General features: G+C 54.5%; 23 protein-coding genes and 2 tRNA genes. 13 read left to right on the forward strand and 12 right to left on the reverse strand.

Annotated elements, in window-relative coordinates:
• The first annotated feature begins 237 nt into the window (after window positions 1-237).
• From H6507_06555 to H6507_06605, 11 genes are all read left to right on the forward strand, one after another.
• Window positions 238-1,323 carry a polyprenyl synthetase family protein gene (locus H6507_06555; GenBank protein ID MCB9368747.1) on the forward strand — a complete coding sequence of 362 codons (1,086 nt, stop codon included), beginning with the start codon at window positions 238-240 and terminating at the stop codon, window positions 1,321-1,323.
• A gap of 3 nt (window positions 1,324-1,326) precedes the next feature.
• Window positions 1,327-2,025, forward strand: coding sequence for a PTS sugar transporter subunit IIC (locus H6507_06560; protein ID MCB9368748.1), 699 nt, complete (start codon window positions 1,327-1,329; stop codon window positions 2,023-2,025).
• Window positions 2,022-2,777 (forward strand): PTS system mannose/fructose/sorbose family transporter subunit IID, encoded by a 756-nt coding sequence (locus tag H6507_06565; GenBank protein MCB9368749.1) that lies wholly within the window; start codon window positions 2,022-2,024, stop codon window positions 2,775-2,777. The genes H6507_06560 and H6507_06565 overlap by 4 nt, the downstream gene beginning before the upstream one ends.
• Window positions 2,774-3,040, forward strand: a complete 267-nt coding sequence (locus H6507_06570; protein MCB9368750.1) for an HPr family phosphocarrier protein — start codon at window positions 2,774-2,776, stop codon at window positions 3,038-3,040. Before H6507_06565 ends, H6507_06570 begins: the two co-directional genes overlap by 4 nt.
• A 4-nt stretch (window positions 3,041-3,044) precedes the next feature.
• Complete coding sequence (gene ptsP / locus H6507_06575) at window positions 3,045-4,820, forward strand: phosphoenolpyruvate--protein phosphotransferase (GenBank protein MCB9368751.1); 1,776 nt, start codon at window positions 3,045-3,047, stop codon at window positions 4,818-4,820.
• 263 nt (window positions 4,821-5,083) lie between these two features.
• On the forward strand, window positions 5,084-6,160 hold the full coding sequence (locus H6507_06580) for a hypothetical protein (GenBank protein ID MCB9368752.1): 1,077 nt from the start codon (window positions 5,084-5,086) through the stop codon (window positions 6,158-6,160).
• A 55-nt stretch (window positions 6,161-6,215) separates the two neighbouring features.
• The gene (locus tag H6507_06585) at window positions 6,216-7,217 is read left to right on the forward strand and encodes an NTP transferase domain-containing protein (GenBank protein MCB9368753.1); all 1,002 of its coding nucleotides are present in this window, start codon (window positions 6,216-6,218) and stop codon (window positions 7,215-7,217) included.
• 42 nt (window positions 7,218-7,259) lie between these two features.
• Window positions 7,260-8,387, forward strand: a complete 1,128-nt coding sequence (locus H6507_06590; GenBank protein ID MCB9368754.1) for a methionine adenosyltransferase — start codon at window positions 7,260-7,262, stop codon at window positions 8,385-8,387.
• A gap of 14 nt (window positions 8,388-8,401) precedes the next feature.
• A complete protein-coding gene (locus tag H6507_06595) occupies window positions 8,402-9,709 on the forward strand; it encodes an adenosylhomocysteinase (protein ID MCB9368755.1) in 1,308 nt (435 codons plus the stop codon).
• A gap of 38 nt (window positions 9,710-9,747) precedes the next feature.
• A complete protein-coding gene (locus H6507_06600; GenBank protein ID MCB9368756.1) occupies window positions 9,748-11,703 on the forward strand; it encodes a hypothetical protein in 1,956 nt (651 codons plus the stop codon).
• Window positions 11,700-12,947, forward strand: coding sequence for a hypothetical protein (locus tag H6507_06605; protein MCB9368757.1), 1,248 nt, complete (start codon window positions 11,700-11,702; stop codon window positions 12,945-12,947). The genes H6507_06600 and H6507_06605 overlap by 4 nt, the downstream gene beginning before the upstream one ends.
• 69 nt (window positions 12,948-13,016) lie before the next feature.
• On the opposite strand, the gene H6507_06610 is transcribed toward H6507_06605, so the two are convergent.
• The 9 genes from H6507_06610 to H6507_06650 form a co-directional block, all read right to left on the reverse strand.
• A complete protein-coding gene (locus tag H6507_06610) occupies window positions 13,017-14,093 on the reverse strand; it encodes an LptF/LptG family permease (protein MCB9368758.1) in 1,077 nt (358 codons plus the stop codon).
• Complete coding sequence (locus H6507_06615; protein ID MCB9368759.1) at window positions 14,090-15,505, reverse strand: glutamate--tRNA ligase; 1,416 nt, start codon at window positions 15,503-15,505, stop codon at window positions 14,090-14,092. The genes H6507_06610 and H6507_06615 overlap by 4 nt, the downstream gene beginning before the upstream one ends.
• The gene (locus H6507_06620; GenBank protein MCB9368760.1) at window positions 15,498-15,869 is read right to left on the reverse strand and encodes a DUF3566 domain-containing protein; all 372 of its coding nucleotides are present in this window, start codon (window positions 15,867-15,869) and stop codon (window positions 15,498-15,500) included. Before H6507_06620 ends, H6507_06615 begins: the two co-directional genes overlap by 8 nt.
• Complete coding sequence (locus H6507_06625; protein MCB9368761.1) at window positions 15,866-16,498, reverse strand: PEGA domain-containing protein; 633 nt, start codon at window positions 16,496-16,498, stop codon at window positions 15,866-15,868. The genes H6507_06620 and H6507_06625 overlap by 4 nt, the downstream gene beginning before the upstream one ends.
• 101 nt (window positions 16,499-16,599) lie before the next feature.
• On the reverse strand, window positions 16,600-16,953 hold the full coding sequence (locus H6507_06630) for a DUF4260 domain-containing protein (GenBank protein MCB9368762.1): 354 nt from the start codon (window positions 16,951-16,953) through the stop codon (window positions 16,600-16,602).
• A gap of 12 nt (window positions 16,954-16,965) precedes the next feature.
• On the reverse strand, window positions 16,966-17,670 hold the full coding sequence (locus H6507_06635; GenBank protein ID MCB9368763.1) for a DUF2461 domain-containing protein: 705 nt from the start codon (window positions 17,668-17,670) through the stop codon (window positions 16,966-16,968).
• A 13-nt stretch (window positions 17,671-17,683) separates the two neighbouring features.
• Window positions 17,684-17,878, reverse strand: a complete 195-nt coding sequence (locus H6507_06640; protein MCB9368764.1) for a hypothetical protein — start codon at window positions 17,876-17,878, stop codon at window positions 17,684-17,686.
• A 36-nt stretch (window positions 17,879-17,914) separates the two neighbouring features.
• Window positions 17,915-18,004 (reverse strand) — tRNA-Ser (locus tag H6507_06645).
• Window positions 18,005-18,049: 45 nt separating this feature from the next.
• A tRNA-Ser gene (locus H6507_06650) sits at window positions 18,050-18,133 on the reverse strand.
• A gap of 120 nt (window positions 18,134-18,253) precedes the next feature.
• Here H6507_06650 and H6507_06655 point away from each other — a divergent pair.
• Complete coding sequence (locus H6507_06655; GenBank protein ID MCB9368765.1) at window positions 18,254-19,390, forward strand: LptF/LptG family permease; 1,137 nt, start codon at window positions 18,254-18,256, stop codon at window positions 19,388-19,390.
• Between the two features lie 51 nt (window positions 19,391-19,441).
• Here the strand turns inward: H6507_06655 and H6507_06660 are convergent, their stop codons facing one another.
• The 3 genes from H6507_06660 to H6507_06670 are packed head-to-tail and all read right to left on the reverse strand — an operon-like array spanning window position 19,442 to window position 23,578.
• Entirely contained in the window at window positions 19,442-20,614 is a 1,173-nt protein-coding gene (locus H6507_06660) for a hypothetical protein (protein MCB9368766.1), read from the reverse strand.
• 40 nt (window positions 20,615-20,654) lie between these two features.
• Window positions 20,655-22,808, reverse strand: a complete 2,154-nt coding sequence (locus tag H6507_06665) for a PBP1A family penicillin-binding protein (protein ID MCB9368767.1) — start codon at window positions 22,806-22,808, stop codon at window positions 20,655-20,657.
• Window positions 22,805-23,578, reverse strand: a complete 774-nt coding sequence (locus H6507_06670; GenBank protein ID MCB9368768.1) for a UDP-2,3-diacylglucosamine diphosphatase — start codon at window positions 23,576-23,578, stop codon at window positions 22,805-22,807. The genes H6507_06665 and H6507_06670 overlap by 4 nt, the downstream gene beginning before the upstream one ends.
• A gap of 174 nt (window positions 23,579-23,752) precedes the next feature.
• On the opposite strand from H6507_06670, the gene H6507_06675 reads away from it, so the two are divergent.
• Entirely contained in the window at window positions 23,753-24,139 is a 387-nt protein-coding gene (locus H6507_06675) for a hypothetical protein (GenBank protein MCB9368769.1), read from the forward strand.
• The last annotated feature ends 80 nt before the right edge of the window (window positions 24,140-24,219 follow it).

A 24,219-nucleotide genomic window follows, 5' to 3' on the forward strand; every position in this document is an offset into this window, starting at 1 on the left:
AAGTGAAGAGCAGGGTACCCACACGCTTGATGATCGGTTCCGTTTCATCGACATAGGTCCTTACAGAGGACGACAGAATCGAAACAAGCCTTCAAAGATCGTTATGTGGAGGCGGCGACGCAAAAACCGCTTCACAAACGGTTGCAAGTTATTGGAATTTCGTGTATTATATAGGCTTGGGTTAATTCCCAAGCCTTTGTTTTTATTTGTTAGTCGAACATTACGCGGAGCAACTGGGTGTCTGATCGGTTATTTAAGGCTATTGAGGAGAGGGTTCAGTTGGTGCAGGACTATGTCCTCCACCCCCGGTACGTGAATTTATTTTCGCCCGAGGATATTCGGGAAGCGGTGACGTGCTATTTTGAGTCTGGCGGCAAGCGGTTGCGTCCGGCGGTCATGCTGTTTTGCTGCGGAGCCGTGGGCGGCGAAGAAGAGAAGGCCATCAGCGCGGCGGCAGCGGTGGAAATTTTCCACACATGGACGCTGGTGCATGACGACATCATCGACCGCGATCCGATGCGGCGCGGCGCCCCTACCGTACATGAGCGGTTTGCCAAGAAGCCGTCGACGATTGCGCGGTTCGGCCAGAACGGCGATTCGGAACACTACGGGATCTCGATAGCGGTGCTGACGGGCGACGTGCAGCACGGCTGGGGAATCAGTTTGATGACCGAACTGACACGCAAGTTCGGGATTGCGGCGGACGTGACATTGACTCTGATCAACGAACTGGACACTCGGGTGCTCTGCACGCTTGTGGAAGGCGAAGTGTTGGACGTACAGTATTCCAAAGAGCCGATTGGAAGTTTGACGAGTGAACAGATCGAAGACATGCTGTGGAAGAAGACCGGCGCGCTCTATGAGTTTGCCGGAGCTTCGGGAGCAGCGATCGGACTCAATACTCCGGATCTGAAACACTCGCTCGTGCGCACGCTGGAACAGTTTACGAGCGCATGCGGCGCGGCGTTTCAGTTGCAGGACGATATTCTGGGTATCATTGGCGACGAGAAGCTCTTAGGCAAACCCGTGGGAGCGGATATTCGCGAGGGCAAGCGGACCGTAATCGCGCGGGAGTCGTGGGTTCGGGCAGACGACAAACAAAAGAAACTGATCGACGAAACGCTGGGCAATGTGCACGCGTCGCAGGATCAGATCGAAGAAGTAACAAAGCTGTTTGTCAGCTTGGGGGGTATCGAAGAAACAGCGCGGCGCGCGCGGGCGCATGTGGAGCGCGGGATGAAATTTTTGGATCCGCTGCCGCAGACGAAGTACCGTGATTGGCTTGCGGATTGGGCGCATTTGATGATTGAACGAGAATTCTAAACTATGTGGCTGGCCACGCTCGCAGGAACGATAATCTATTTGGATACGTCTGTGATTGGGCAGACGCTCTTGGGTCAGCCGATTGTGGCATGTGTGCTGTACGGAATTTTGGTCGACCGGCCCGAAGTGGGTTTGTTCTTCGGAGTCTTGTTTGAACTTTTGTGGTTGGCCAATTTGCAGATTGGAGCCGCGAAATTCGCGGAAGGAAACGTCGGTGCCATCATTGCGACGGCGACAGCCGCGAGTGTCGCGCCTTCTGAAGTGACCGGCGAACCGGCGTGGATCGTATTATTATTATGTACCGCATTGGGATTAATTTTCGCGCACGTGGGACGCGAACTCGCACCGATTGTGCGACGAACGATGAACGGCATCTCGGCGCGGTTCGTTGAATCGTATACCGCAGGAAAATCCGGCGGACGTGAAATACTTGCGGCACTTGGAGTACACGTGCTGGCGGGAGCATCGCTGACTCTCTTGGGAGTCACGGTAGGACATTTTGTGCTGCGGCTTTACTTTGGGCAGTTTTATCCGCTTGGTCCGGGCGAGAGTATTGTTACAAGCACCGATCCGTTGTGTTCGGGAATGTGGCCGGGGCTTTTGGGAGCCTGCGCGGCCGCATCACTTTTGCAATTAGTGTCGCGCAGGGATTGGATTTGGAGTCTTGTGGTTGGGGGACTTCTGGGCTGGGTGCTTTTATGAGTGACGCGCCCAAACGTACGACGATTTTACTGCGCTCGCTGGCTCTGCAACTATTCTTGAATTACAAGACGATGCAGGGGCCGGGCTATTTGATGTCTCTCAGATCAGAGCTTTCCGACCACGATCCGGAGAAAACGCGGGCGGCGGGCAGTTTCATCAATGGGCACCCGGTGTTTTCAAGTATTGCACTCGGGGCATTGGCGAAGCGTCTGCGCGGGTCCGTGGACGCTGCGGCGGCCGCTGATATCTCTGAATGGAAGCGAACGCTTTCGACGCCGCTCGGATCCATCGGTGACAGTCTGATATGGGAACGCTTCAAGCCTGCGCTGCTTGCTTTGGCCGCAGGAATTCTGTTGCTGGGGAGCAACATTGCCGAAGGTTTGTGGGGCTGGCTTGTGCTGTTGATGATGCTAACTTACAATTTGGCGCTTTGGAATTTCCGCAACTGGGGATTCGAGCGGGGATTCGAGTTGGGCGAGACTGTCAGCGAGCTTGCCCTCCACCCTGCTCTGCCGAAAGTCAGAAAGTTCCTGCGCGTACTGGGGATCGTCGCCGCGTCACTGGTCATCGCGGGAACAATAAAGAGTTCGCTCGGTCCAAGTCCCACGACGTGGATGCAGTTCTGCGCAGGATTTTTGCTGATGTTGGGCGCGTCGAAATTGCGGCTGAATACGTTGACCGTCGCATTTTTTGCGATACTCTTTTCATTTGGAATTTACTTTTTGAATACTCAAACACATCTTTTGCCGTGATCCAAAAAGAAGTCACTTTGCTGAACCGTTTGGGACTGCATATTCGTCCCGCCGCACAGTTAACCAAGATAGCCGCCAAATACAAGTCGGATGTTTACTTATTGAAGGACGGCATGCGAGTCAACGGGAAGAGTATAATGGGAGTGATGATGCTCGCGGCGGCGCGCGGGAGTTCGTTAACATTGGAAGTCATCGGCGAGGATGAGCAGCAACTGTTGGACGAATTGGTCATTCTGTTCGAAAACAAATTCTACGAGGAGTAGACTCGTGGTTACCGGGGACAAAAAGAAGGAACAGATCCTGCGCGGGATACCGGCCTCGCCGGGAATTGCCATTGGCATCGCGCATAAGATGACTCACGACGAGCCTGAGGTGTTGCCGCGAAAATTGGCGCCGTCTGAAGTTCCGCAGGAGCTGGCGCGGTTTGACGGCGCACTGTCGAACACACGCGCCGCGATTGAGCGGTCGCGGGAACGTGCATTGGACGTGGCGGGAGTGGCCGTGGGCAAGATATTCGACGCGCACTTGATGATTTTGGAAGACGAGGTTTTTCAGGACCAAGTTCGAGGAAGAATCGCGCGCGAGCAGTTTGACGCGGAGTATATCATCTACGATTCGTTCAGTCACATGATCGAAGTGATCAGCAAGTCGGCAGGCGAGATATTCCGTGAACGCGCGGCGGATTTGCGGGACGTGCGGACGCGACTCTTGCGATTTTTGCGCGGCGAAGGCGACGTGATTCCCGATCATCCGACGCACGAAGTGATTTTGGTGGCCGAAGATTTGTCACCGACAGAAGCACTGAATCTCGACAAGAAGCTCGTTCATGGTATTGTGACCGACGTGGGAGGATTGACATCGCATACGGCGATCTTAGCGAGAAGTTTGGATATTCCAACGATTGTGGGCTGCGGTGATGTATCGGAGCGAGTGCAGGACGGCGACTCGATCATATTAAACGGAAACAGCGGCAAGGTGATTCTGCATCCGTCTGACGAGTCTTGCATCGAATACGACGAGAAGCGCGAGCGGTTCCGGAGTTTTCAGAGGTATTTGGCCGACATCAAGAACGATCCGGCGATGACTTTGGACGGTGTGCAAATCGACTTGTGGGGGAACATTGAGCTTCCTCGTGAAGCCGAATCCGTGCTCGAACACGGCGGATTGGGCGTGGGACTTTTTCGCAGCGAGTTTTTGTTTTTGACGCGCGAAACGACGCCGACTGAAGACGAGCAGTTTGCGATGTACGACAAAGCTGCTGAGATCATGGCTCCGCATCCGGTTGTCATTCGCACATTCGATTTAGGCGGCGACAAGTACCACGCGGGAATCAACATCCGCGAGGAAAAGAATCCATTCTTGGGCTACCGTGCGATTCGCGTGTCGCTGTCGCGGCGGGATTTGTTTCGCTCACAACTCAGAGCGATTCTCCGGGCATCGGCGCGCGGCAATGTGCGGGTGATGTTTCCGTTCGTAACGGGATTCGAAGAGTTGCGGGAAGCAAAAGTCGTGCTTGAGGAAGCGAAGAACGAACTTAATCAACGTAAGATCGCCTTTGATCCCAAGATGAAAGTCGGGATCATGGTGGAGATTCCATCGGCCGCAGTGATGGCGGATCGACTCGCCGACGAGTGCGATTTTTTCTCGATCGGCACGAACGATTTGATTCAGTACACAGTGGCAACGGACCGCGCGAATGAGCAGGTCGCTTCGTACTACCGCAGCTATCATCCGGCCGTGCTGCGCCTGATTGAAATGACCATCAAGGCGGGCGAGAAGAAGAACGTGCACGTGGGGATTTGCGGAGAATTGGGAGGATCGCCTGCGGCGACTCCGCTGTTGGTGGGTCTGGGGATGCGCGAAATTTCCATGACCGCGGCGATGATTCCGGAGATCAAGAAAATCATTCGCAGCATGACTTACGAAGAGTGCAAGAAGATCGCGAAGAAGGCCATGAAGATGAACACATCGCAGGAAGTGTTGAACTACATGAGCGGTGAATTGAAAAAGAGATTTGCGGATCTTCCGATTTGGTTCTCTTGACCAGCGTAGACGCTGGACCCAGTGCGCTTCGCCAAGAGCTGTGAGTGATCGATTTTCTTCTACTACCGCCGGCCTCCGGCCGTCGTTTCCAGAAAATTCTCGGCTCATCCCCTGCCGGAGGCAGGGAAGTAGTAGATTGAGTTAACTTTTTTCAGAAGCTACCTAAGTCTCCTCAAGACTGCCACACAGATTCTTGGGGGAGAGCAGAACGCTACTAAGCGGGCGGAATGCCTTCCGCCCCTACAACAAATGACTAAACAACGATGACGATAACAACCAAAGCGATTCAACTTACAGAAACACGACTGAAACAGCTTGACCCGAGCGATATGCTGGGCAAGACTTTGGAACTTGATACACAGATTCAACGCGGAATTGAGATTGCGGACGAGTTTTTGCTGCACAACAGACTTCGTCCGGAGCCGCTGCTTGATTGGTTTGGGCTGGGCGGCAGCGCCGTGTCGGGGGACTTGTTGCAAGCCTTTGGGATGGAGCCACCTGCGGTGGATGCGCGGATATTCGTGCGCAGGCACATGCGGCCGTCTCAGTTACCGCGACTGGTGTGCAGCTATTCAGGGAATACTGTCGAGGCCGTGCATGCTCTGACGGAAGTTGACCACAGACAAGTTTGGCTGGCAGTTTCGAGCGGCGGACGGCTCGAACAAAAAGCACACTCGTCGGGAATTCCGTTTTTGAATCTTCCCGGTGGCTATCCACCCCGCGCGGCCGTGGGATTCTCTTTGGGAGCGATCCACCGGCTATTTCAGAGAACGTACGATTTCATGGACCCGGCGATAGACAAGTGGCCCTTGAAGAAGCTGGCCGAAGACGCCGAGCGCTATGCGAAACTCACACGCGAAGAGAATCCCGCGCTGGATTTGGCCGTGAAGCTGGTTGACCGTACGCCGTCGATCTATACTTGTGACGGCCTGTTGGGTCCGGCGCTGGCATTCCGGTTTAGAGCTCAGCTTGCCGAAAACAGCAAAGTTTGGTCGCATGCGTCGGACTTGCCGGAACTTGCCCACAACGAAGTCGAAGCCTTCGCGCATTTGGCGCAGGTGCTGCCGCCGCCGATGGTGATTTTTCTCGGGGAATGGGCCGCGGGCAAGACGTTTTCTGATCCGCGTCCGGCGATGGAAGAGATGCTTGAAAAGATGGGCGTATCGACACTCAGGCTTGATCCGACGGAACTGTTCGGAAGCGGGAGCCGTTTAGAACATGGCATCCGTCTGATGTTATTGATGGATGCTGCGACCGTGTACCTCGCGATCCTTCGCGCAGAGGACCCCATGGAAATCCCGAAGATTACAGGGCTTAAAAATCTCCTTACCGGGGCTTGATTAATACGAGGGAAATCTGTAGATTACAAGACTTTAAGATTCCCAAACAGCCTCTGTGAAAGCAATTATTCCGGTCGCGGGAGTCGGCTCCCGCCTTCGGCCCCACACCTTCACCCGGCCCAAAGTTCTCCTCAACGTGGCCGGGAAACCCATTCTCGGACATATTCTCGATCACTTAGTTGCCTCTGGTATTGACCACGTCACGCTTGTGGTGGGTGCGATGGGCGATTTGATAGAGAGGTATGTCAGCGAGAACTACTCCATTCCTTCAGAATTCGTCGTACAGCATGAAGCCCGCGGGCTTGCTCATGCCGTGCATCTGGGATTGACGCCTGAAGATCAGGAAGTGCTGGTCATATTAGGTGACACGATTTTCGAATTCGACTTGCAAGGAGTTTTGGCAAACAGCGGGACGTCGGCCATCGGCGTAAAGACGGTGGATGATCCGCGCAGGTTTGGCGTGGTTGAAACGCGGGACTCGATGGTTACCCGCTTGGTGGAGAAGCCAGAAAATCCGCGGTCGAACTTGGTAATCGTGGGAATATATTTGATACGTCAGGCGCAGGCTTTGAAGTCGGCGATTGAAATGCTGTTCGAGCGCAATTTGACGACTCGAGGGGAGTTTCAGTTGACGGACGCACTGCAGTTGATGATCGAGCATGACGTTCCGATCTCGACTTTTGGGGTTGAGAATTGGTTTGACTGCGGCAAGCCTGAGACGCTGTTAGACACGAATCGCCATTTGCTGAACACCCGCAGCGGCAAGACAGTCGAGCAACGCGACGGTGCTGTGATTGTACCGCCGGTATTTATCCATCCGGACGCCATCATCGAACAGGCGATAGTCGGGCCGCACGCAACGGTCGGAAAAGGCGCGAAGATCCGCAATGCGATGGTGCGTGACGCGATATTGGGGGAAGGGGCACACGTCGAGGATGCCTTGGTAAGCGGATCGCTGGTTGGAAACAACGCGGTGGTGAAAGGCAATTTCCACCGCTACAATCTTGGTGATTCGAGCGCGATCATCGAAGGCGGCCGGGACGGCGACGAACTTTAGAACAATTTTGTTTAACCATACGACGGAGCAGCAGCACTCAGAATGAGCACATTTGTCTTTTCCAGTGAGTCGGTAAGCGAAGGACATCCCGACAAGATAGCGGATCAGATTTCGGACGCCGTGTTGGACGCGGTGTTGAAAGATGATTCGATGGCCCGAGTGGCCTGTGAGACGTTCGTGACGACGGGCATGGCCTTGGTCGGCGGAGAAATTTCAACACACACCTACGTGGACATTCCGGCGTTGGTGCGCAGTGTGATCAAGGACATCGGATACACCAACGCGGCTTACGGATTTGACTATGAAACGTGTGCGGTGATGACGACGATTGACAAGCAGAGCCCGGATATTGCTCAAGCAGTCGACAAGGACGGCGCGGGTGACCAAGGGATGATGTTCGGCTACGCGTCGAAGGAAACGCCGGAGATGATGCCGTTGCCGATCGTGTTGTCGCACAAGCTCGTTCACGAACTGGCGACTATCCGCCGCGCGGGCAAGCTGCCTTATCTGCGTCCCGATGCCAAGTCGCAAGTTTCGGTGCGCTACGTCGACAACAAGCCTGTGGAAATCACGGCCGTTGTGATTTCGACGCAGCATGATCCCTCCGCCGATCAGAAATTGATCGAAGCGGACATGAAAAAAGAGTTGCTCCCCAAGGTGTTGGAAGGCTACAAAATGGCCGCCGATGCAAAGGTCTATATCAATCCGTCGGGCAAGTTTGTCGTCGGTGGACCGCAGGGCGACGCGGGTTTGACGGGCCGTAAGATCATCGTCGACACGTACGGCGGCTGGGTACCTCACGGCGGCGGCGCATTTTCGGGCAAGGATCCGACGAAGGTTGACCGTAGCGGTGCTTATGCGGCGCGCTGGATCGCCAAGAACATCGTAGCCGCGGGATTGGCGGAGCGCTGCACGATACAGTTGGCTTACGCAATTGGTGTTGCACAGCCTGTATCGATTATGGTTGACACGCACGGCACGGGTAAGATGGCCGACGAAGAAATCGAGAAGAAGATCCGCAAGACGTTTGACATGACGGTGCGCGGGATCATCACGGCGCTTGACTTGCGCCGTCCAATCTATCGTAAGACGGCCGCCTACGGGCACTTTGGCCGCAGTGAAGACAGCTTCTCCTGGGAGAAGACGGACAAAGTGAATTCATTAGCATAAAAGAACGGAAGTACATGGCAACAGCAACCAAAGTCAAGAAGGCTTCTGCCGCCGCGAGTGGTCCGAGCCACCACGTGGCAGACGAAAGTCTTGCTCCGAAGGGGAAAAATAGAATTCTGTGGGCCGACCGGGACATGCCTGTGTTGGCCGAAATCCGCGCTCGATTCGAAAAAGAGAAACCCTTGAAGGGTCACCGCATGTCGGCGTGCTTGCATGTGACGGCGGAGACTGCGAATCTGGCGCGCACACTGAAGGCCGGCGGCGCGGACCTCGTGCTGGTAGCATCGAATCCGTTGTCAACGCAGGACGACGTCGCGGCTTCGCTGGTGAAGGATTTCGGAATTCGCGTCTACGCCATCAAGGGCGAAGACAACAAGACCTATTACCAGCACTTGGACGCGGGTATGCGGCACAATCCGTCGATCACGATGGACGACGGCGCGGACCTCGTACACGGATTGCATACGACTCACGTGGAATACAGCGAGCAGATTGTGGCGTCGCTTGAAGAAACGACGACGGGTGTGATTCGTCTGAAGGCTCTGCACAAGGACGGCAAGCTGAAATTCCCGGTGTTTGCCGTGAACGACGCTGACACGAAGCATCTGTTTGACAACCGATACGGAACGGGTCAGTCGACGCTTGACGGTATCATTCGCGCAACGGATGCTCTGATCGCCGGAAGCGTTTTTGTCGTCGCGGGTTACGGTTGGTGCGGCAAGGGTCTGGCGATGCGCGCAAAGGGACACGGCGCGGATGTGATCATCACGGAAATCAATCCTGTGCGTGCTCTGGAAGCCCGTATGGACGGATTCCGCGTGATGCCGATGGCGCAGGCTGCTCCGATCGGAGACTTTTTCTGCACGGTGACGGGCAACATGCACGTGATTCGTCCGGAACACTTCAGCAAGATGAAAGACGGCGCGTTCGTCTGCAACAGCGGTCACTTTGACATCGAACTCGATCTGAAGGGCTTGGGCGAAATCGCCAAGCGCGTCGAGAAAAACGTGGTGCCGTTTGTGGACCGTTACACGATGAAGAACGGCTCAGTAGTGAACATCATTGCCGAAGGCCGCCTCGTGAATTTGGGCGCGGCGCACGGCCACCCGGCTTCGGTAATGGACATGAGCTTTGCGACGCAGGCTCTGACGACCGAACACGCGATCAAGAACGCGAAGAAGCTCACGGTCGACGTTCACGACGTGCCATCAAGCATTGAAGATTTTGTCTCGACGTTGAAGCTCAAAACGATGGGCGTCAAGATCGACAAGTTGACTCCGGACCAGAAGAAATATCTGGCCGCTTGGGAGATGGGAACGTGATGTTTTGTCCACACGACAAGACGAACAAAAGACGGGGCATGCTCCGTCTTTTGTTTATATGGGCGATGACATTTGTGGCAGGATGTGAATTGCCTCAGCAGCCGGGCGATATGTGGTGGAACGTGGATTTGTATGTTCCATTTGGCGTGCGCACGTACGGTGTGTGGGATTTGGTGGACGCGGACACGACATTGCGGCGGGTTGGTTCGGGAATTGGGATGGATGAAGACAGTTCGGTCTACTTCAGCGCGTGGACGGACATCTCAGCTCCGGTCAGGGACTCGCTCTACGTCAAGCCATTGGACCTGACGATTCAACGACTGGTGAACGCGATAGAGTCACCGCTGGATTACGATACGGTACTGCAATATTCTCTCGGCCAACTGAATGCTGACATCGCATCGCTTCACGGCACGACTCAGAATTTGCCTGTACACATCCTCAACTATGTGATGCATCTGCCGCTGCCTGCGGGGTATGACAGTCTGGTCGTGGACACGGGCAGAGTCCGGCTCGTCGTCGCGAACCGTCTTCCCTACTCCATCGAGAATATTGAGATTCACGCGGGTGACAAATCAATCGCCACAATAGACTCGCTTGTGCCGGACGGTCAGCGGGTTTTTGACACTAATTTGGATGACGCGTTGATTTCGGGGACATTCGATTTATCCCTTGACGCCGTTGGCCGCGGAGGATCGGCGATACTGGTGGACTCGACAGACCGGATAGCGGTGACGCTTCAAGTCGATACGGTTACGGCGTCGCGGTTTTACGGGGTTACGCCCGAGCAATCCGTCACTCGCGACAGCTCGCTTGCGATCGACCAGCAGCACGACGTTGACATCGCGATTATCGCCAGCGGCAACATGATCATCACGCTCAGCAACCAGACTCAATTTGCCGACACGGTGATGCTCAGAATTCCCAATTTGACGAGCAGATTAAATGACACGCTTGTGGTGTCGAGATTCTTGCTGCCGGGTGACTCGGCGACAGTAAGCGTTTCACTCGAGCAATTCAGGCTTCGACCCGACGGCGAAACGGATCAAACGATTCTCGGGGAATTGATATCGCACACTCCCGCGGGAACGGAAGCGGGAGAATTTTCGGGCGGCGACGAGCGCGTATTTGCGCGGGTCGAAGTCGAACGTTTGCCGTTGGAGTATTTCGCGGGCACCCTGCATGAACTGTCGCTGCCTTTGGATACGCTTGAGACTGTGATTGACCGTCCGCCGCAAGGTTGGACCGTACTCAGGCCGCTGGAAGTGGAAGCGCGGGCGGTAGTTGAACGCGGAATTGGCGGAGTCATGAACGCGTCCGTTGACGCGACGACGTCGCTTGGCGGCGTGCCGATCGGCGAGCGGAGGATCGAGATTGACAACTTGCCGCTTGTGGAAGATTCGAGCGAGACGATTTCGGGATTGGCGGATTTGCTTGCTGAGTATCCCGACAAGTTGGTGACGCACGGCAATTCGACGATTTCGGGTGACGTTGCACTCTATAACAACTCGGTCGTCGATTTCGCATTGGAGCTGCGCGCGGCGCTGGCAGTTGTGTTGACGGACACGTTGCAGCCCATTGGGACCGTCGAAAAAGTAGACACGAACGATCTCGAAGACATCGTGAGCGGCGACGCGACGGTGAAGGTCTGGAACAAGCTGCCGATAGGCGGGCGGATTTTCCTTGTAGCGGATTTGGACAGCAACAACGTGCTTGAGGATTCGGGCGCAGACGTGGATACGTTGTACGACGTGGAGATTCCGTGGCCGGTCATGGAAGACGGCCGCGCAATCGAGGCGTCGCACGCACAGTTTGAAATATCTTTAACCGACACGTGGATCAATTACTTCAATTCCGGCAACTTTTACGTTCGAACACAGATTTTGGCCACGACGGGAATCGGAGATACGCTAATCGTATTCGGCGGAGATTATCTGAACGTACAAGTGATTGCGCGGCTGGTTTACACAGTGAATCCGGGAGAGGTTGAATGAAAACTCTCCTCATTTTACTATTGGCTTGCACATCCGCGATTGCACAAATGCCGTCGGGCCGTTCAATCGGTTTCGGCGGAGCTTACGATTTGCACGAGTGGTCTTCCGACGTGCTTCACGGGAATGCGGCGATTTTGGCGAAGCCGACCCGTCGCTCGTGGCGCATCGATTTGCCTCGGCTCTCAGCTGGCGCCGCTAACAATGCCTTCAGTATTTCAAAATGGAATGATCAGATTGCGCAGGACCGTTATTTGACCGCGGCGGACAAGCGCGAGATCATTGATCAAATCCCGGACGACGGATTGCGCGTGTCAGGAACGGTGTCTGTACCGATACTGGGCGGAATTTACAAACAGGCGGCGTTTCAATTTTCGGAGGAAACGGCGTTCAACGTTGCCGCAGACAAAGAGCTGTTTGAGCTTGCGCTTTACGGGAATCAACTTAACCGCGGTTACAAGATCGAAGACCTCGGCGGCGAACAATACACAATATTCGACGCCGGAGTCGCCGTGGGTTACAAGTTCGACCAAAATTATCTCAAAGGACTTTACGGCGGTATCGGGTTTCACTTTTATCTCGGTGCATTTTTCGACAAGATTACGGACGCATCGGGAGAATTGCAGGCGACGGATTCTCTGTTGACGGGATACGGCGCGATTCAGCGCGTCCACGCGACCAACGGTGACGGAATTGGTTTCGACCTCGGTCTGTTGGCGGAGTTGAATGACCAATGGTCCGTCGGCGCGGCGCTGAAGCAGATCGGTGGAAGCATCACGTGGGTCGTGGACGAAGCGACGCTCGACGCCTTCGAAATCGACTCGACCGGACTGATAGTGGATTCACTCGACGACGAAGATTACGTGTCGCGGGCTTTCCAATCCAGTTCCGATGCGGTGACAGGCGGAAATGTCGAGTCAAAAATCCCGACCATACTTGAATTTTCTGGACGCTATCAATATTCACCCAAATTGATGTTCGTCGGCACGCTGCGCGGTAGACTTGAGGCGAGCGCGCAAGGAAAGACGGGCGTGGAAGTTTCTACGGGCGGCGAATACAAGATAGCCGGGCCGTGGGTCGCGCGATGCGGCTTGGGAACCGGCGGACCGTTGCGCACGCGGTTTTCAATCGGAACGGGCATTGAGACTTCGCACTATAGTCTGGATCTCGGCGCATCGTGGCACGACGGTTTCTTCAGTTCGACTCGCGGACTGTCTTTCGGAATCAGTCACGCACTCTATTGGTGATATTGCTCTTCGAAAAAGAGAAGGGCCGCACAATTCTGTGCGGCCCTTCTTATTGCAGGAAGTTGTCTACTATTTCGGCGCCCGCCAGACGAGCAGGAGTCCGAACACTCCAAAGACTGCGTTGCCGATCCACGCGGCCCACAACGGAGAGAGCTCTCCGCCATAGCCGAGGATCTTTCCGACTTGCTGAAATCCGAAGTACACAAAACAGACAAGAAGCGAAAGTCCGAACCCTAAGACAAGTCCTCCGCGGCGGCGAAACGCGGCGAACGGCACACCGAAGAGAACAATGATGAAGGTCGCGAAGGGCTGGGAGAATTTGAACGCCAAATCCACGGACCAGCGCGCGGCGCGAATACCCGCAGCCTGCAATCTGCCGACGAGACTGCGAATGTCTTTGTAGCTCATCTCTTCGGGCTCAATGTTCAGCCGAATGAGGTCGTCGGGAGTAAATTGAAAATCGGAGCGGCGCAACGTATCCCGCTGCGACATGGTGACGTTTCGGTCGTGGAATTGCGTTTCTCGGACGTCGGCAAAAACCCACGTACTGTCTTTGTAGTAGAGGCTGTCCGCCTCGAACCGCGACGCGACGTGGCCATCCTGAACGGATTGGAGTTGAACGCGGTAGCCGGTTGTCGTGGCCGGAACGTAGCTCTCCATTTTGAGAAATTCCGACGGGGACGTTTGTAAGTAGATACGTCCTTGTCTCGAAGAGACCGACCCTTTGCCTCCGCGAACTTCGACGCGATAGAGTTCTTTTCGTTCGAAGTTGTACCCGGGGACGACGTCTTCGCCGAGAAACCAGACTGAAGCAGCGAGCGGCGCGGCAGCCAAGAGCATGAGGAAAAGAATACGCCAGAGACTCACTCCTGAAGCCTGCATCGCCGTCAATTCATTTCGATAGACGAAGCCGCCGATGGTGAAGAGCGTGGCAAGCAGAACGCCGACGGGGATGGTCAGGTAGATGATGAAGGGAATGTAGAGCGCATAGTAGCGCACGACAAGTTGATAGCTGACGTGCGCGTCGACGAATTTATCGAGATGCTCGACCAAGTCAATCGTCACAAAAATGACTGCCGCCGCCACCATTGCAAAGAAAAAACTCCGCGCGAACGCGGAGAAAATATAGCGATCGAGCAGAGTCACGAGGCTTGCTGCTGACTTAGCAGCCGGTTAAGTCTGCGAACGACCGTATCGCGGCCGAGCGCTTCCATCATTTCAAAGAGACCGGGGCTGACCGTTTTTCCTGTGAGTCCAAGGCGCACGGGATGAATGAGTTGTCCGGCTTTGATACCCGCACTTTCGGCTCGCTGGCGCAGGACCGCTTCGAGAGATTCAGGGTCAAAATTACCGCGCTCGACGTCGGACAGATAGTTCCTAAGGTGATCAAGAATCTCCGGATTCGACAGGTGTTTTTCAATTCCTTTCGGATCGTATTCCTGCGGATCTTCAAACAGGTAAGCCTGGTCTTCAAAGAGGTCCTTGGGCAAGCGGACACGCGACTTGGCGAGAGGCCAGATATTCATGAGCATCGTCGCGTCGACATCGCGACCGTCGGCATGCTCGAGCAAATACCCAATCGCGTCTTCGTCCGGCAGCGCGCGCAAGTGTTCGCCGTTCATCCACTCCAATTTTTGTTCATCGAAGACCGCGCTCTTCGGCTGGATACCGTCGGTTGAAAAGACCTCGACGAGTTCTTCGACCAAAAATATTTCGCGGTCGCCTTTTCCGGGAGACCATCCGAGCAAAGTCAGGAAATTGAAAAGTGCCTGCGGCAGAAATCCCTTCGATTGGAATTCACCCACGGAGGCGGCGCCGGTTCTCTTCGACAACCGTTTTTTGTCGGGACCGAGAATGAGCGGGACGTGGCCGAACCGCGGAACCTCCCACTCCATCGCACGGTAGAGCGCGATTTGCTTGGGAGTGTTGCTGATATGATCGTCGCCGCGCAGGATATGGGAGATGCGCATGTCGTGATCATCGCAGACTACCGAAAGATGATACGTCGGCGACCCGTCTGAACGCAAGAGGACGAAGTCTTCGAGTTCGTCACCTTTGTAGTTCACGTCACCGTGGACAAGATCATGCCAACCGATATCGTCCGGCGGAGCGGCGAAACGAACGGCGTAGGGTTCACCGCGATTCAGACGTTCGGGAGCTTCGGCGCGGACTTTTTCGAGATCGGCTTTGAAACGGAAGGACGGCTCTCCGCGAGACTGAGACTCCGCGCGCAACCGCTCGAGTTCTTCTATCGACGTAAAATCGTAGTAGGCGCGGCCGCGTTTGACAAGTTCGTGTGCGACCTCGACAAAACGATCTTTGTGGTCAGACTGGTAGACTATTTCTTCGTCCGAATGCAAACCGAGCCACGCGAGTCCGTCGAGAATAATTTGCGCGAGCTCGCCGCGAGACCTCTGCGGGTCGGTATCTTCGATCCTGACGACGAACGTGCCGCCGACGGAGCGTGCATAGAGCCAGTTAAAAATAGCGGTGCGCGCTCCGCCCACGTGCAGGTAACCCGTGGGACTGGGAGCGAATCTTACGCGGGTCTCATTCATCATCGTGTCCCGAAACAAACATCGAATTTTCCGCGTCGTCTTCGATGTCCTGCACGTGGTACTCGACTCCGCCAAACCAACGCGCGGCAAGATTGTAGACGATAGCGACCAAACCGCTGACGAGAGAATAGAAAAGCGCACCCATCAGCCCCATGATCACGGCCATGAGCACCGTGGAAACGCCGCCGAGAGCCTTGAGCTCCGCGGCTTCCGACGCGCCAAACATTTGCAGTCCTTCGTTGCCCATACCTTTCAAGAGAAACGCGCTGTAGAGACCGAACAACACGCCGAAAAGCAGGCCTAAGAAGAAGCCCACGCGAACGGCGCTGCGAGGTTCAATGCGAGTTAACTCTCTACGGCTCATTTGTCAGGTTGAATGTAAGTTGCCGGGCGGAAAAGAATATTGGGCTGGGTTGTCGACGGTTCGATGATGACATTCTTGAAGGATTTTGCACCGTTTGGCCAGTTGGCTTGCAAGTGATGCAGACCGCGATCGAAAACGAAGTTCGCAGGTGTCAGCAACCCGGTGGGGACGTCGTCGATAATCACTTCTGCTCCGGGCGGATCAGAGTTGATGGCGACGGTTTTCCATTGCCACTTGTGCGGAGCGCCGTCGGCTCGCGGCAATTCGCGTTCATCCCCGCGAGCAATGGGACGCATAAAGAAGTTGACGCGTGTGGTATCACCGGATTGCAAGCGGATCCACTGGACGAAGGGAAAGGGTCGAAACCCGTCTTGCCGCAACGAGACTGCGAACGAATCGGCAGGCAGGTCGGAGATGTACGCATTGGTCATTACACCCGACGGACGGAAATTCAGAACAACTTCGGCACCTTTGGGAGCGGAGGTGACGATCAGCACGGCAGATTCATCACGAAGCCACGACAGCACACCCATTGCGATGGCCGCGAGCATGAGCACAATCGCAACCAAGATGCGAATGAGGGCTCGGCGGCGGGCGACGGGATTGACGGTGTCCGAAGTGACGATCACGATAGAATCCGATTAGAACAAAAAGTCCCCTTCACCGACGGGAGCAGGGGATAAAACAGGACAGACGAGTGCTTTTGCGAAGCTGCAAAAGCGGAACTGGACTAAACTTTTTGAAGGTGTGTATCACGAAACTCCGTCGGATACTTAAGGCCAAACCCGAGCAGACGGTCGAAACCGATGTGCGCACAAACGATTATGCCGACAGCGAGTACACTTGAATTGCCCGTAAGCAACCCGAGCGCCGCAATTCCCAGAGCTACGGCATACGTGTGAATGACATTGTAAAACGCGGCACCAACCCGTTTGTTGATCAAATAGCCCAGCATAAACAGATCGGGCGATAGGAACAACAGCGCGAAGAAGCTCCACGACGCACCGAGCTTTTGATACGCAAAGAGACTTGCGGCGAGTACGGCCAGTCCCTCGAGATGCAGCAACAGCCGCGGAAGACTCATGCGTGCCAAGACCTACCGGGCGCGCGCGGATTTTTTCGCAGGCTTATCTGCAAACGCTTCGACCAAGAACATGACAACAGGAAGCGAAGCTTTCCAATGCGCGTAAACACTTTTCAACAAGTCGGGCGACGTGATTTCCTTCGCCGGATACTCCACAAAATAGTGGAACGACTTGTGCGCAATTTCGGGGCAGATTTCGGCTGCGGCCTGAAACTCGGGGGGCAGCTTTTTCGAAATCTCGTCGGTGACCATGCCGCCGAAGTGTTTTTTGAACGGCACGGCGGAAATCAATTTCTTAAACTCGCGCGGGTTTTTGGCGATAGCGGCGCGGATCAGATCGCGCGGCTTAGTATCGGGGCAATGAGATCCGCCGAAGATGCCGAGTTTGTCGCCGCCTAAGCGGATTAGCATCCCGGGCACGCCTTTGTCGACACGGCCCGCGCGCGAGATAATCAGCGCGGCATAGGTGTTGTACGGGCTCTTGTCTTTGGCGAAGCGAATGTCGCGGTTGATGCGCATGATCGCTTCCTTGGGACCGATGGCAATCGCGGGATCGTCTTTCTGCGCCTTGGCAATCAGATCGGCCGCGAAATGAATCAGCGGCTCCTTGACCGCGGCTTCGTATTCTTCCTTGTGCTCATGAAACCAAGCCGTATTGTTATTCTTGGCGAGCGCGCGGAAGAATTTCAGGAAGTCGTTGGTGAAATAGGCGGGCATTAGCGAATGTTTTTCACTCTGAGCGCCTTCTGCGCGACAGCAGATAGGCATTCAGAATCAAGAGCACAACTAAACTGGAATAGGAGACTTTTTCGACTGGAGTTCCACTCCAATTCTCGTTCATGCCGTTGAAGAGAATCCAGAGGATGAACAGGATGTTCGCGGCGATGACGAGCGAACGAATCAGATGGGAGATCGGAGATTTCATGTCTTGAGAATCCATGACCAGACCCAAACACTTTTGCGGAGAGGGGGGGATTCGAACCCCCGGTACGGCTTTACACCATACAACGGTTTAGCAAACCGCCGCCTTAAGCCACTCGGCCACCTCTCCGGTCGGACGTTGCGCTCATTTAGAGCGCTATAAATCAAATAGTTGCGGAGGACGGGAGACTCGAACTCCCAAGGGCTTTCGCCCGGCGGTTTTCAAGACCGCTGCCTTACCAATTAGGTCTAGTCCTCCGGGCGGAGGGCAGTCCGTCCCCGAAACAGCAAGTATATCCGATTTCGGCGAAAAAAGCAAGGGCGGGGATTGGGAAATGTTCTTTAATTTTCTTAACTTGCGGACAAAATATCGCCTGAAATGACTCTCTTCCGCTACCTGACCCGGGAGTTCATCCCGCCGTTTTTCTTCAGCCTGTCGCTGATCGTCTTTCTGTTTGTCCTGAATCTGGTGTTCACGATGCTGGGCCGGATTGTAGGCAAGGGCTTGCCGCTGTTGACCGTGCTGGAGTTTTTCGGGCTGAATTTGGCATGGATGATCGCGCTGGCCGTGCCGATGGCCGTACTGGTGGCTGTGCTGTCGGCCTACGGACGACTTTCTTCGGATAACGAAGTGACGGCACTCCGGTCTTCGGGCGTGGGACCGCGGCAAATGATCATGCCGGCCGTGCTGTTCGGAGTTATCGCGGCGGCTGGATTAGCTTACTTCAATAACTTTGTCCTGCCAGACTTGAACTACCGTTCCCGGCAATTGCAGACAGACATTCGCCGCTTGAAACCCGCGATGATTCTGGAGCCGGGGGTGTTTTTGACGGATATTCCGGGCCATGTACTGTACTCTCGTCACGTCAACAACGAGACTTCTGAAATCAGCGACGTCGTGGTCTATGAAGACGACGATCCCCGCTTTGCAGGGACGGTGATTGCCGACCGGGGCAAGTTGAAGTACGAAGAGTGGTTTGAAGGCTTCGAGTTTACGCTGTATGACGGAGAGATTTTGCGCTCGGATCGCGCGCGACCGGGCGAACATCACCGGATTGCTTTTGAGAGCGCGATTTTCAGAATTCACGCGCCGGACATGTCTTTGCGAAGAACCAGCAGCAAATGGCGCGGCGACCGTGAAATGAACGTCGCGCAGCTTTTGGACCGGATTCAGAGCTACAAGGAACGCAATCCTGAACAAAACGAAAAGAATATTTTGCGGTTGTGGGTGGAGATTCACAAGAAGTTTTCCATACCCGCCGCCTGCCTGATATTCGCGGCACTGGGCGGACTGTTGGGCCAGATGGTCCGCCGTTCGGGAATAGGAGTATCGGCGGGATACAGCATGGCCTTCTTCTTGATCTATTGGGTGTTTCTGATCGCGGGCGAAGACTTGGCCGACAGAGGATCGGTCAGCCCCGCGTCGGCAATGTGGGCACCCAACGTATTGTTCACGCTCGTAGTCTTTTATTTATGGTGGCGACAGCGAAGGTCTGGGCAAGGATTATTCAGATAAGAGAAGAGACCGCACGAAGCGGTCTCTTTCTTTTTGATTTGAACAGAAAGATCAACCGACGGCTATTACCAATCTTGAGAGATTAAACTTCGTCGGTTTTTCAAGGACGAGCGTTGCGGACTTGCGGTCGGATGAGAGTTCGACGTGATAGTCTCCGTCTTCCTTGAAGTAGCGCGGGAAGACCAAGATTTTGTCGACTTTGTCGAGACCAAGCGACGAAGCATTGATGACGATACGCGTGCTGCTGCGCAGATCGAGCGAACCTGTGTGATCCACGGCATCGATATCGCCGGTGTTCCATTTGCCGAAAGCCGGTTTTCTAATTGCACCGCTGCGTTCCAGATCGCGGAACGTGCCGATGTGGTATTTCAGCGAATTAAGTTCTTGCGCGAGACTGTCGTTGGTGCTGGCCATCGCGGTGACCTGATCGAGCATCGCAGCACGCTCTTCTTCGAGCGAACGAATCTGCTGCTGCAGCTCGTTCTTGCGGGATTCAAGATCATCCACTTCGGACTGTTTTTGATTTCGCTCTTGGATGAGGGTTTGGCGTTCCGCGTCGATTTTGCGTTTGGTCGCGCGGGCCAACTCATTGGGAGTGATGCGAGCTTCACCCTGAGTCACGAACGTGCCGAACACGCCTTCACCATAGTAATTCCAAACTTCAAAGCCGGGCAACAGCTCGGGCACCATCGCTTCTTTTTCGATAAGTTTTAAGGCATCTTCTTCGTTCAGGCCGATGTCTTCGGTCAGGAATTTCAGACAGACTCCGATATGCGTATCACCCTTTTGCGCGACTATGGGAGGACGGAGTCTCGACTTTACTTCGCCGAGTTCGGTGCGCAGCTTATCGAGTTCACCAGTCACGTCGATGACTTCCTGCAACAGGCCTCGATACGACAGATCTTTCTCTTGAGCGACGCGATTGGCCAAGAGTCTTGCCTGTTCTTCAGTCAAACCCATTGCGGACATGCCGGTGGTATCAATCTCGTTGTCGGGATGCGACTCATTGTAGCGAGAAACCAAACCGGAGATTTGCTGCTCGCGCTCGGAGATTTGAGTGTTGATCTTCTCGACACGATTGACGAGTTCTTGAAACGAACGGACTTCTGCCGGCTGCATTCTCGAGAAGAAATGAAAGATCAGGATTGCCGCGAGAATCACGACGACGGCGACAGTTGCCCACAGCGTAATCCCGCCGCGCTGTGTGGAACGGATATGTGACATGGAACTGTTCTCCCGAAACAGTTTTGCTTTGATATTCATGTTAGAAAAGATGTTGTCTTCGTCCGCGCGGAGTCCGGAACGTGCCATGGAGCGTACAGGGCTCGGGCAATTCGGACTTGGCCGCAAAATATTCCATACGTACTTCTGGGCAACCAGCGGTCGCCAGTTCACCCGACTCTACACAAATTTCAGCCGTGATAATTCCCGACGGAACACGAAACTCCGTTTCGGGATAGTCCATAGTGTCGTAGGCGGCAAGCATAAATTCGGCCCAAATCGGCAATGCGGCCTTGCCTCCCTCCTGCCCCCGTCCCAAGGTCATGGCTGGGTCATCCAATCCGACCCAAACACCGGCAAGCAGGTTTGGAGTATACCCGATGAACCACGCGTCGGTATTGTCGTTGGTCGTTCCGGTTTTGCCGCCGGTGGGAACATCGAAATGATATTTCCAACGGAGTGAGGATGCCGTCCCGTATTCGCTGACACTGCGCATCAGGCTTTGCACAAGGAACGCCGTTTCCTCAGACATAACGACTTTGCGCTCGTTACGGAATTGCTCGATGGTCTGACCGAATTGGTCATCGAGACCGGTAACGGCAATTGGTTTGGACCAAATGCCGAGCGTTTGAAAGACTTGATAGGCACCGACGATATCCAGCGGAATGACGCCGGACGCGCCTAACGCAAGTGCGTCGTAGGGATCGAGCTTCGTGGTGATACCACAGTTTTTTGCCAAAGCAGCGACGTCGCGGGGCGTTGTGTGTTCGCGAATGAGGCGCACGCTGACGACGTTCAGGGACTTGGCCAACGCTTGCCTCAAATCGACGACGCCGCCATATTGATTCGAGAAATTCTTAGGCGCCCACAAGTCCCCGTTGTCGAGGGTAATGACGATTTCCTCGTTTGAGACTTTCTCGGAAATCGGCATTCCTTTGTCAATGGCAGACGCGTATACGAACGGCTTGAAACACGATCCGGGTTGACGAACGGCTTGCGTCGCGCGATTAAATTTGCTTTTTTCAAAATCGCGTCCGCCGATCATAGCCAGAATATGTCCGTTGGCCGGATCCAAGGCGACAAAAGCGACTTGCACGGGAAACTCGGAAGCGGCGATTGAGTCGGCGATCGTTTTGTCGCCGGCCAATTTGCGAATCGCACCCGTGGAAGAATCGGGAAACATCTCTTTCAGCCGTAGTTTTAAGTCACCGGTATGAATCTCGTTGACCTTGTCCTGCAGTTCGGGCATCACTTTGGCGACGGCACGTTCGGCGCAATCCTGCAAGCGCGCGTCAAGAGTGGTATAGACCGTTAATCCGTCTTGATACGGATCGAAGTCGTGACGTTTGCCGAGCTGGTTAAGCTCTTGCCGAACATTTTCCGTGAAGTACGGAGCGATACCTTCCTGCGAGCGGTCCGACGAAGGACGCAGCGGCAGCGGGGTTTCGACCAAGCTGTCACGTTCAGCCTCTGTGATGTAACCCACCGACTGCAGCCGGTTAAAGACGAGGTTTCGCCGCACCAAGTTGTTCTGCGGATATTGCAACGGGTTATAGCGCGTCGGCGATTTTGGAATTGCGGCTAAGACGGCCGCTTCTCCGACGGTCAACTCGGACGCAGACTTGGAAAAGTACGTTCCCGCGGCGGCGCCAATGCCATATGCACCCGCGCCAAAATAGGTTTGGGTCAGGTACATCTCCAAGATTTCGTCTTTGGAGTAATAGCGCTCGATTTCGACGGCGGTCAACAGCTCGCGCAATTTTCTGGTCAGCTTGCGCTGCGGCCCGAAATAAAGATTTTTCGAGAGCTGCTGGGTAATCGTGGACGCGCCTCGCGGGTGAAAATCGAGCGTAACGACAGCTTTGGCAATCGCGAGCATCAGTGCGGCGGGCCGCATTCCCCAATGGTCATAGAACTTGTGATCTTCGGTGGCGAGGAAGGCCTCAATCACCGGTTTGGGAATCTCGCTCAGCGGGACGTAGCTGCGACGCTGCGTGAAGAGTTCTTTGATCAGAACTCCGTTGCGGTCGAGAATTTTGGTCGACAGAGCGGGATTGATGTTTTCGAGCTCCTCGACACTTGGCAGTCCCTCCCGCAAGTAATTCAGAACCGACCAACCGGCAATCGTGAATGCAAAGAGCAGGGCGACGATAGTGAGCGCCACGCGGGCGAAAGTGCTCTTGAGAAAAGTCATCATCGCGCGGTTCCGGAAAGATCATCCCATTTCAGGAGCCGCAAACCGGATCCATCGTGCACGGCGTACGTATAATGGTAGATCCAGTCGCCAAGATTGACGTAGGTGCCGTTTGCGATTTGCTCTTCGGCGGGACGATGGGCATGCCCCATAACCACGCCGTCATACCCGTTTTTTAGCATTTGCTCGGCAAAATCACGGTAATCGGCGTCTTCGGCTGGGTTACCTTTAGTGGCATTCCGGCTTTGCTGCGACGTTCCTTGCGCAAGCAACATGCCGAGATCTGGATGCAGCCACAGAAACAGCCTTTGCGCAATAGGGTTGCGGAGAATACGTTTCAACAATCTATAGCCGGAATCGGACTTTAGCACGCCATCACCATGAAAGACAAACACGTTGGAATTTGCAATTTGCAACGCAAGTCCGTCTTGATGAGTAGTCATGCCTATTTCCGATTCGAGAAATCCTTTGAGGCGAAAGTCATGGTTGCCCGCGAGTAGATGAACAGGAACTCCGTCTTCGACGGCTTCTTGCAGCGCACGCAGGATTTTGAAATACTTTTTGGGAATAACCGACCGCCACTCGTACCAGAAATCGAAGAGGTCGCCATTAATTACCAAGGCACCTCGCTCCTGCCTGACTTTTTGGATGAGTGCAATCAATCTCAGGAGTTGAGTCGAGGCAATGGGCTCTGACTCGGCACCGAGATGGGCATCGGAGACGAAAAAAACGGGAGGTGCGAGCGTGGCGTGCTCAGTCGGCACTCGAAGCATAGGTTACTCAATATACAAACTCTTATAGGGTTGGGCAACTCATCCGGCCAAAAAGATTCGCGCAAGCCCTTGTTTCATTATGGTTTCGAGATTCCGACAGTGAAAAGGAGCAGGGCTTGACATTGCCTTGAAAGAGCGGTTTATTCCAAGGTTCTCCAAGTTCGATTTGATTTCATGTATATTCCAAGTTTTGCAGTATTTTGGGCAACCTACCGGCGGACTATTCTTGGTCTGCTGATTGTGGTCTTGATCATACTAATCGGGATATTTGCCGGTTGGGACGCATCATTGGTTGCAGCTTTGGCCGCACTTGTAGGTATTTTTACCCAAGCGTTCGCAGGATTTCTCGGGTTGTTGGCATTGATTCCGTGGCTGGGGCCTCTGTTAGCGAAGGCACTGTCGATTCCACTGGTCTGGCTGGTCAATGGGGCTGGGTACTTTTTCTCGGCATTCCTGGCGGGCCGGGGGCATGGTTCGTCCGTAGTACAGTCGAGAGTCCTCACAGTTGTTTTGATTATCGGCATCGTGGTTGGGTTTATTATAGGGAAATTAGTAGGTTAGGTATAGATTTTTGAGTAAGTTGTTGACGGCCCCGGGTTTGCAGCTAGTTGGACAATGCCTCGTTTTGGCAAATTGAGAAC

This window comes from Calditrichota bacterium (genome assembly GCA_020637445.1).
In the GTDB taxonomy this organism is placed as follows: Bacteria; Electryoneota; RPQS01; order RPQS01; family RPQS01; genus JABWCQ01.

Bases quoted from the DNA above. Each gene is read 5' to 3' on its own strand.
- H6507_06565 (MCB9368749.1), top strand. From the start codon at position 2,022: ATGAGTGACGCGCCCAAACGTACGACGATTTTACTGCGCTCGCTGGCT.
- H6507_06665 (MCB9368767.1), bottom strand. From the start codon at position 22,808: ATGATGACTTTTCTCAAGAGCACTTTCGCCCGCGTGGCGCTCACTATC.
- H6507_06600 (MCB9368756.1), top strand. From the start codon at position 9,748: ATGCTCCGTCTTTTGTTTATATGGGCGATGACATTTGTGGCAGGATGT.
- H6507_06640 (MCB9368764.1), bottom strand. From the start codon at position 17,878: ATGAAATCTCCGATCTCCCATCTGATTCGTTCGCTCGTCATCGCCGCG.
- H6507_06615 (MCB9368759.1), bottom strand. From the start codon at position 15,505: ATGAATGAGACCCGCGTAAGATTCGCTCCCAGTCCCACGGGTTACCTG.
- H6507_06630 (MCB9368762.1), bottom strand. From the start codon at position 16,953: ATGAGTCTTCCGCGGCTGTTGCTGCATCTCGAGGGACTGGCCGTACTC.
- H6507_06595 (MCB9368755.1), top strand. From the start codon at position 8,402: ATGGCAACAGCAACCAAAGTCAAGAAGGCTTCTGCCGCCGCGAGTGGT.
- H6507_06605 (MCB9368757.1), top strand. From the start codon at position 11,700: ATGAAAACTCTCCTCATTTTACTATTGGCTTGCACATCCGCGATTGCA.
- H6507_06675 (MCB9368769.1), top strand. From the start codon at position 23,753: ATGTATATTCCAAGTTTTGCAGTATTTTGGGCAACCTACCGGCGGACT.
- H6507_06560 (MCB9368748.1), top strand. From the start codon at position 1,327: ATGTGGCTGGCCACGCTCGCAGGAACGATAATCTATTTGGATACGTCT.
- H6507_06635 (MCB9368763.1), bottom strand. From the start codon at position 17,670: ATGCCCGCCTATTTCACCAACGACTTCCTGAAATTCTTCCGCGCGCTC.
- H6507_06620 (MCB9368760.1), bottom strand. From the start codon at position 15,869: ATGAGCCGTAGAGAGTTAACTCGCATTGAACCTCGCAGCGCCGTTCGC.
- H6507_06660 (MCB9368766.1), bottom strand. From the start codon at position 20,614: ATGTCACATATCCGTTCCACACAGCGCGGCGGGATTACGCTGTGGGCA.
- H6507_06580 (MCB9368752.1), top strand. From the start codon at position 5,084: ATGACGATAACAACCAAAGCGATTCAACTTACAGAAACACGACTGAAA.
- H6507_06670 (MCB9368768.1), bottom strand. From the start codon at position 23,578: ATGCTTCGAGTGCCGACTGAGCACGCCACGCTCGCACCTCCCGTTTTT.
- H6507_06590 (MCB9368754.1), top strand. From the start codon at position 7,260: ATGAGCACATTTGTCTTTTCCAGTGAGTCGGTAAGCGAAGGACATCCC.
- H6507_06655 (MCB9368765.1), top strand. From the start codon at position 18,254: ATGACTCTCTTCCGCTACCTGACCCGGGAGTTCATCCCGCCGTTTTTC.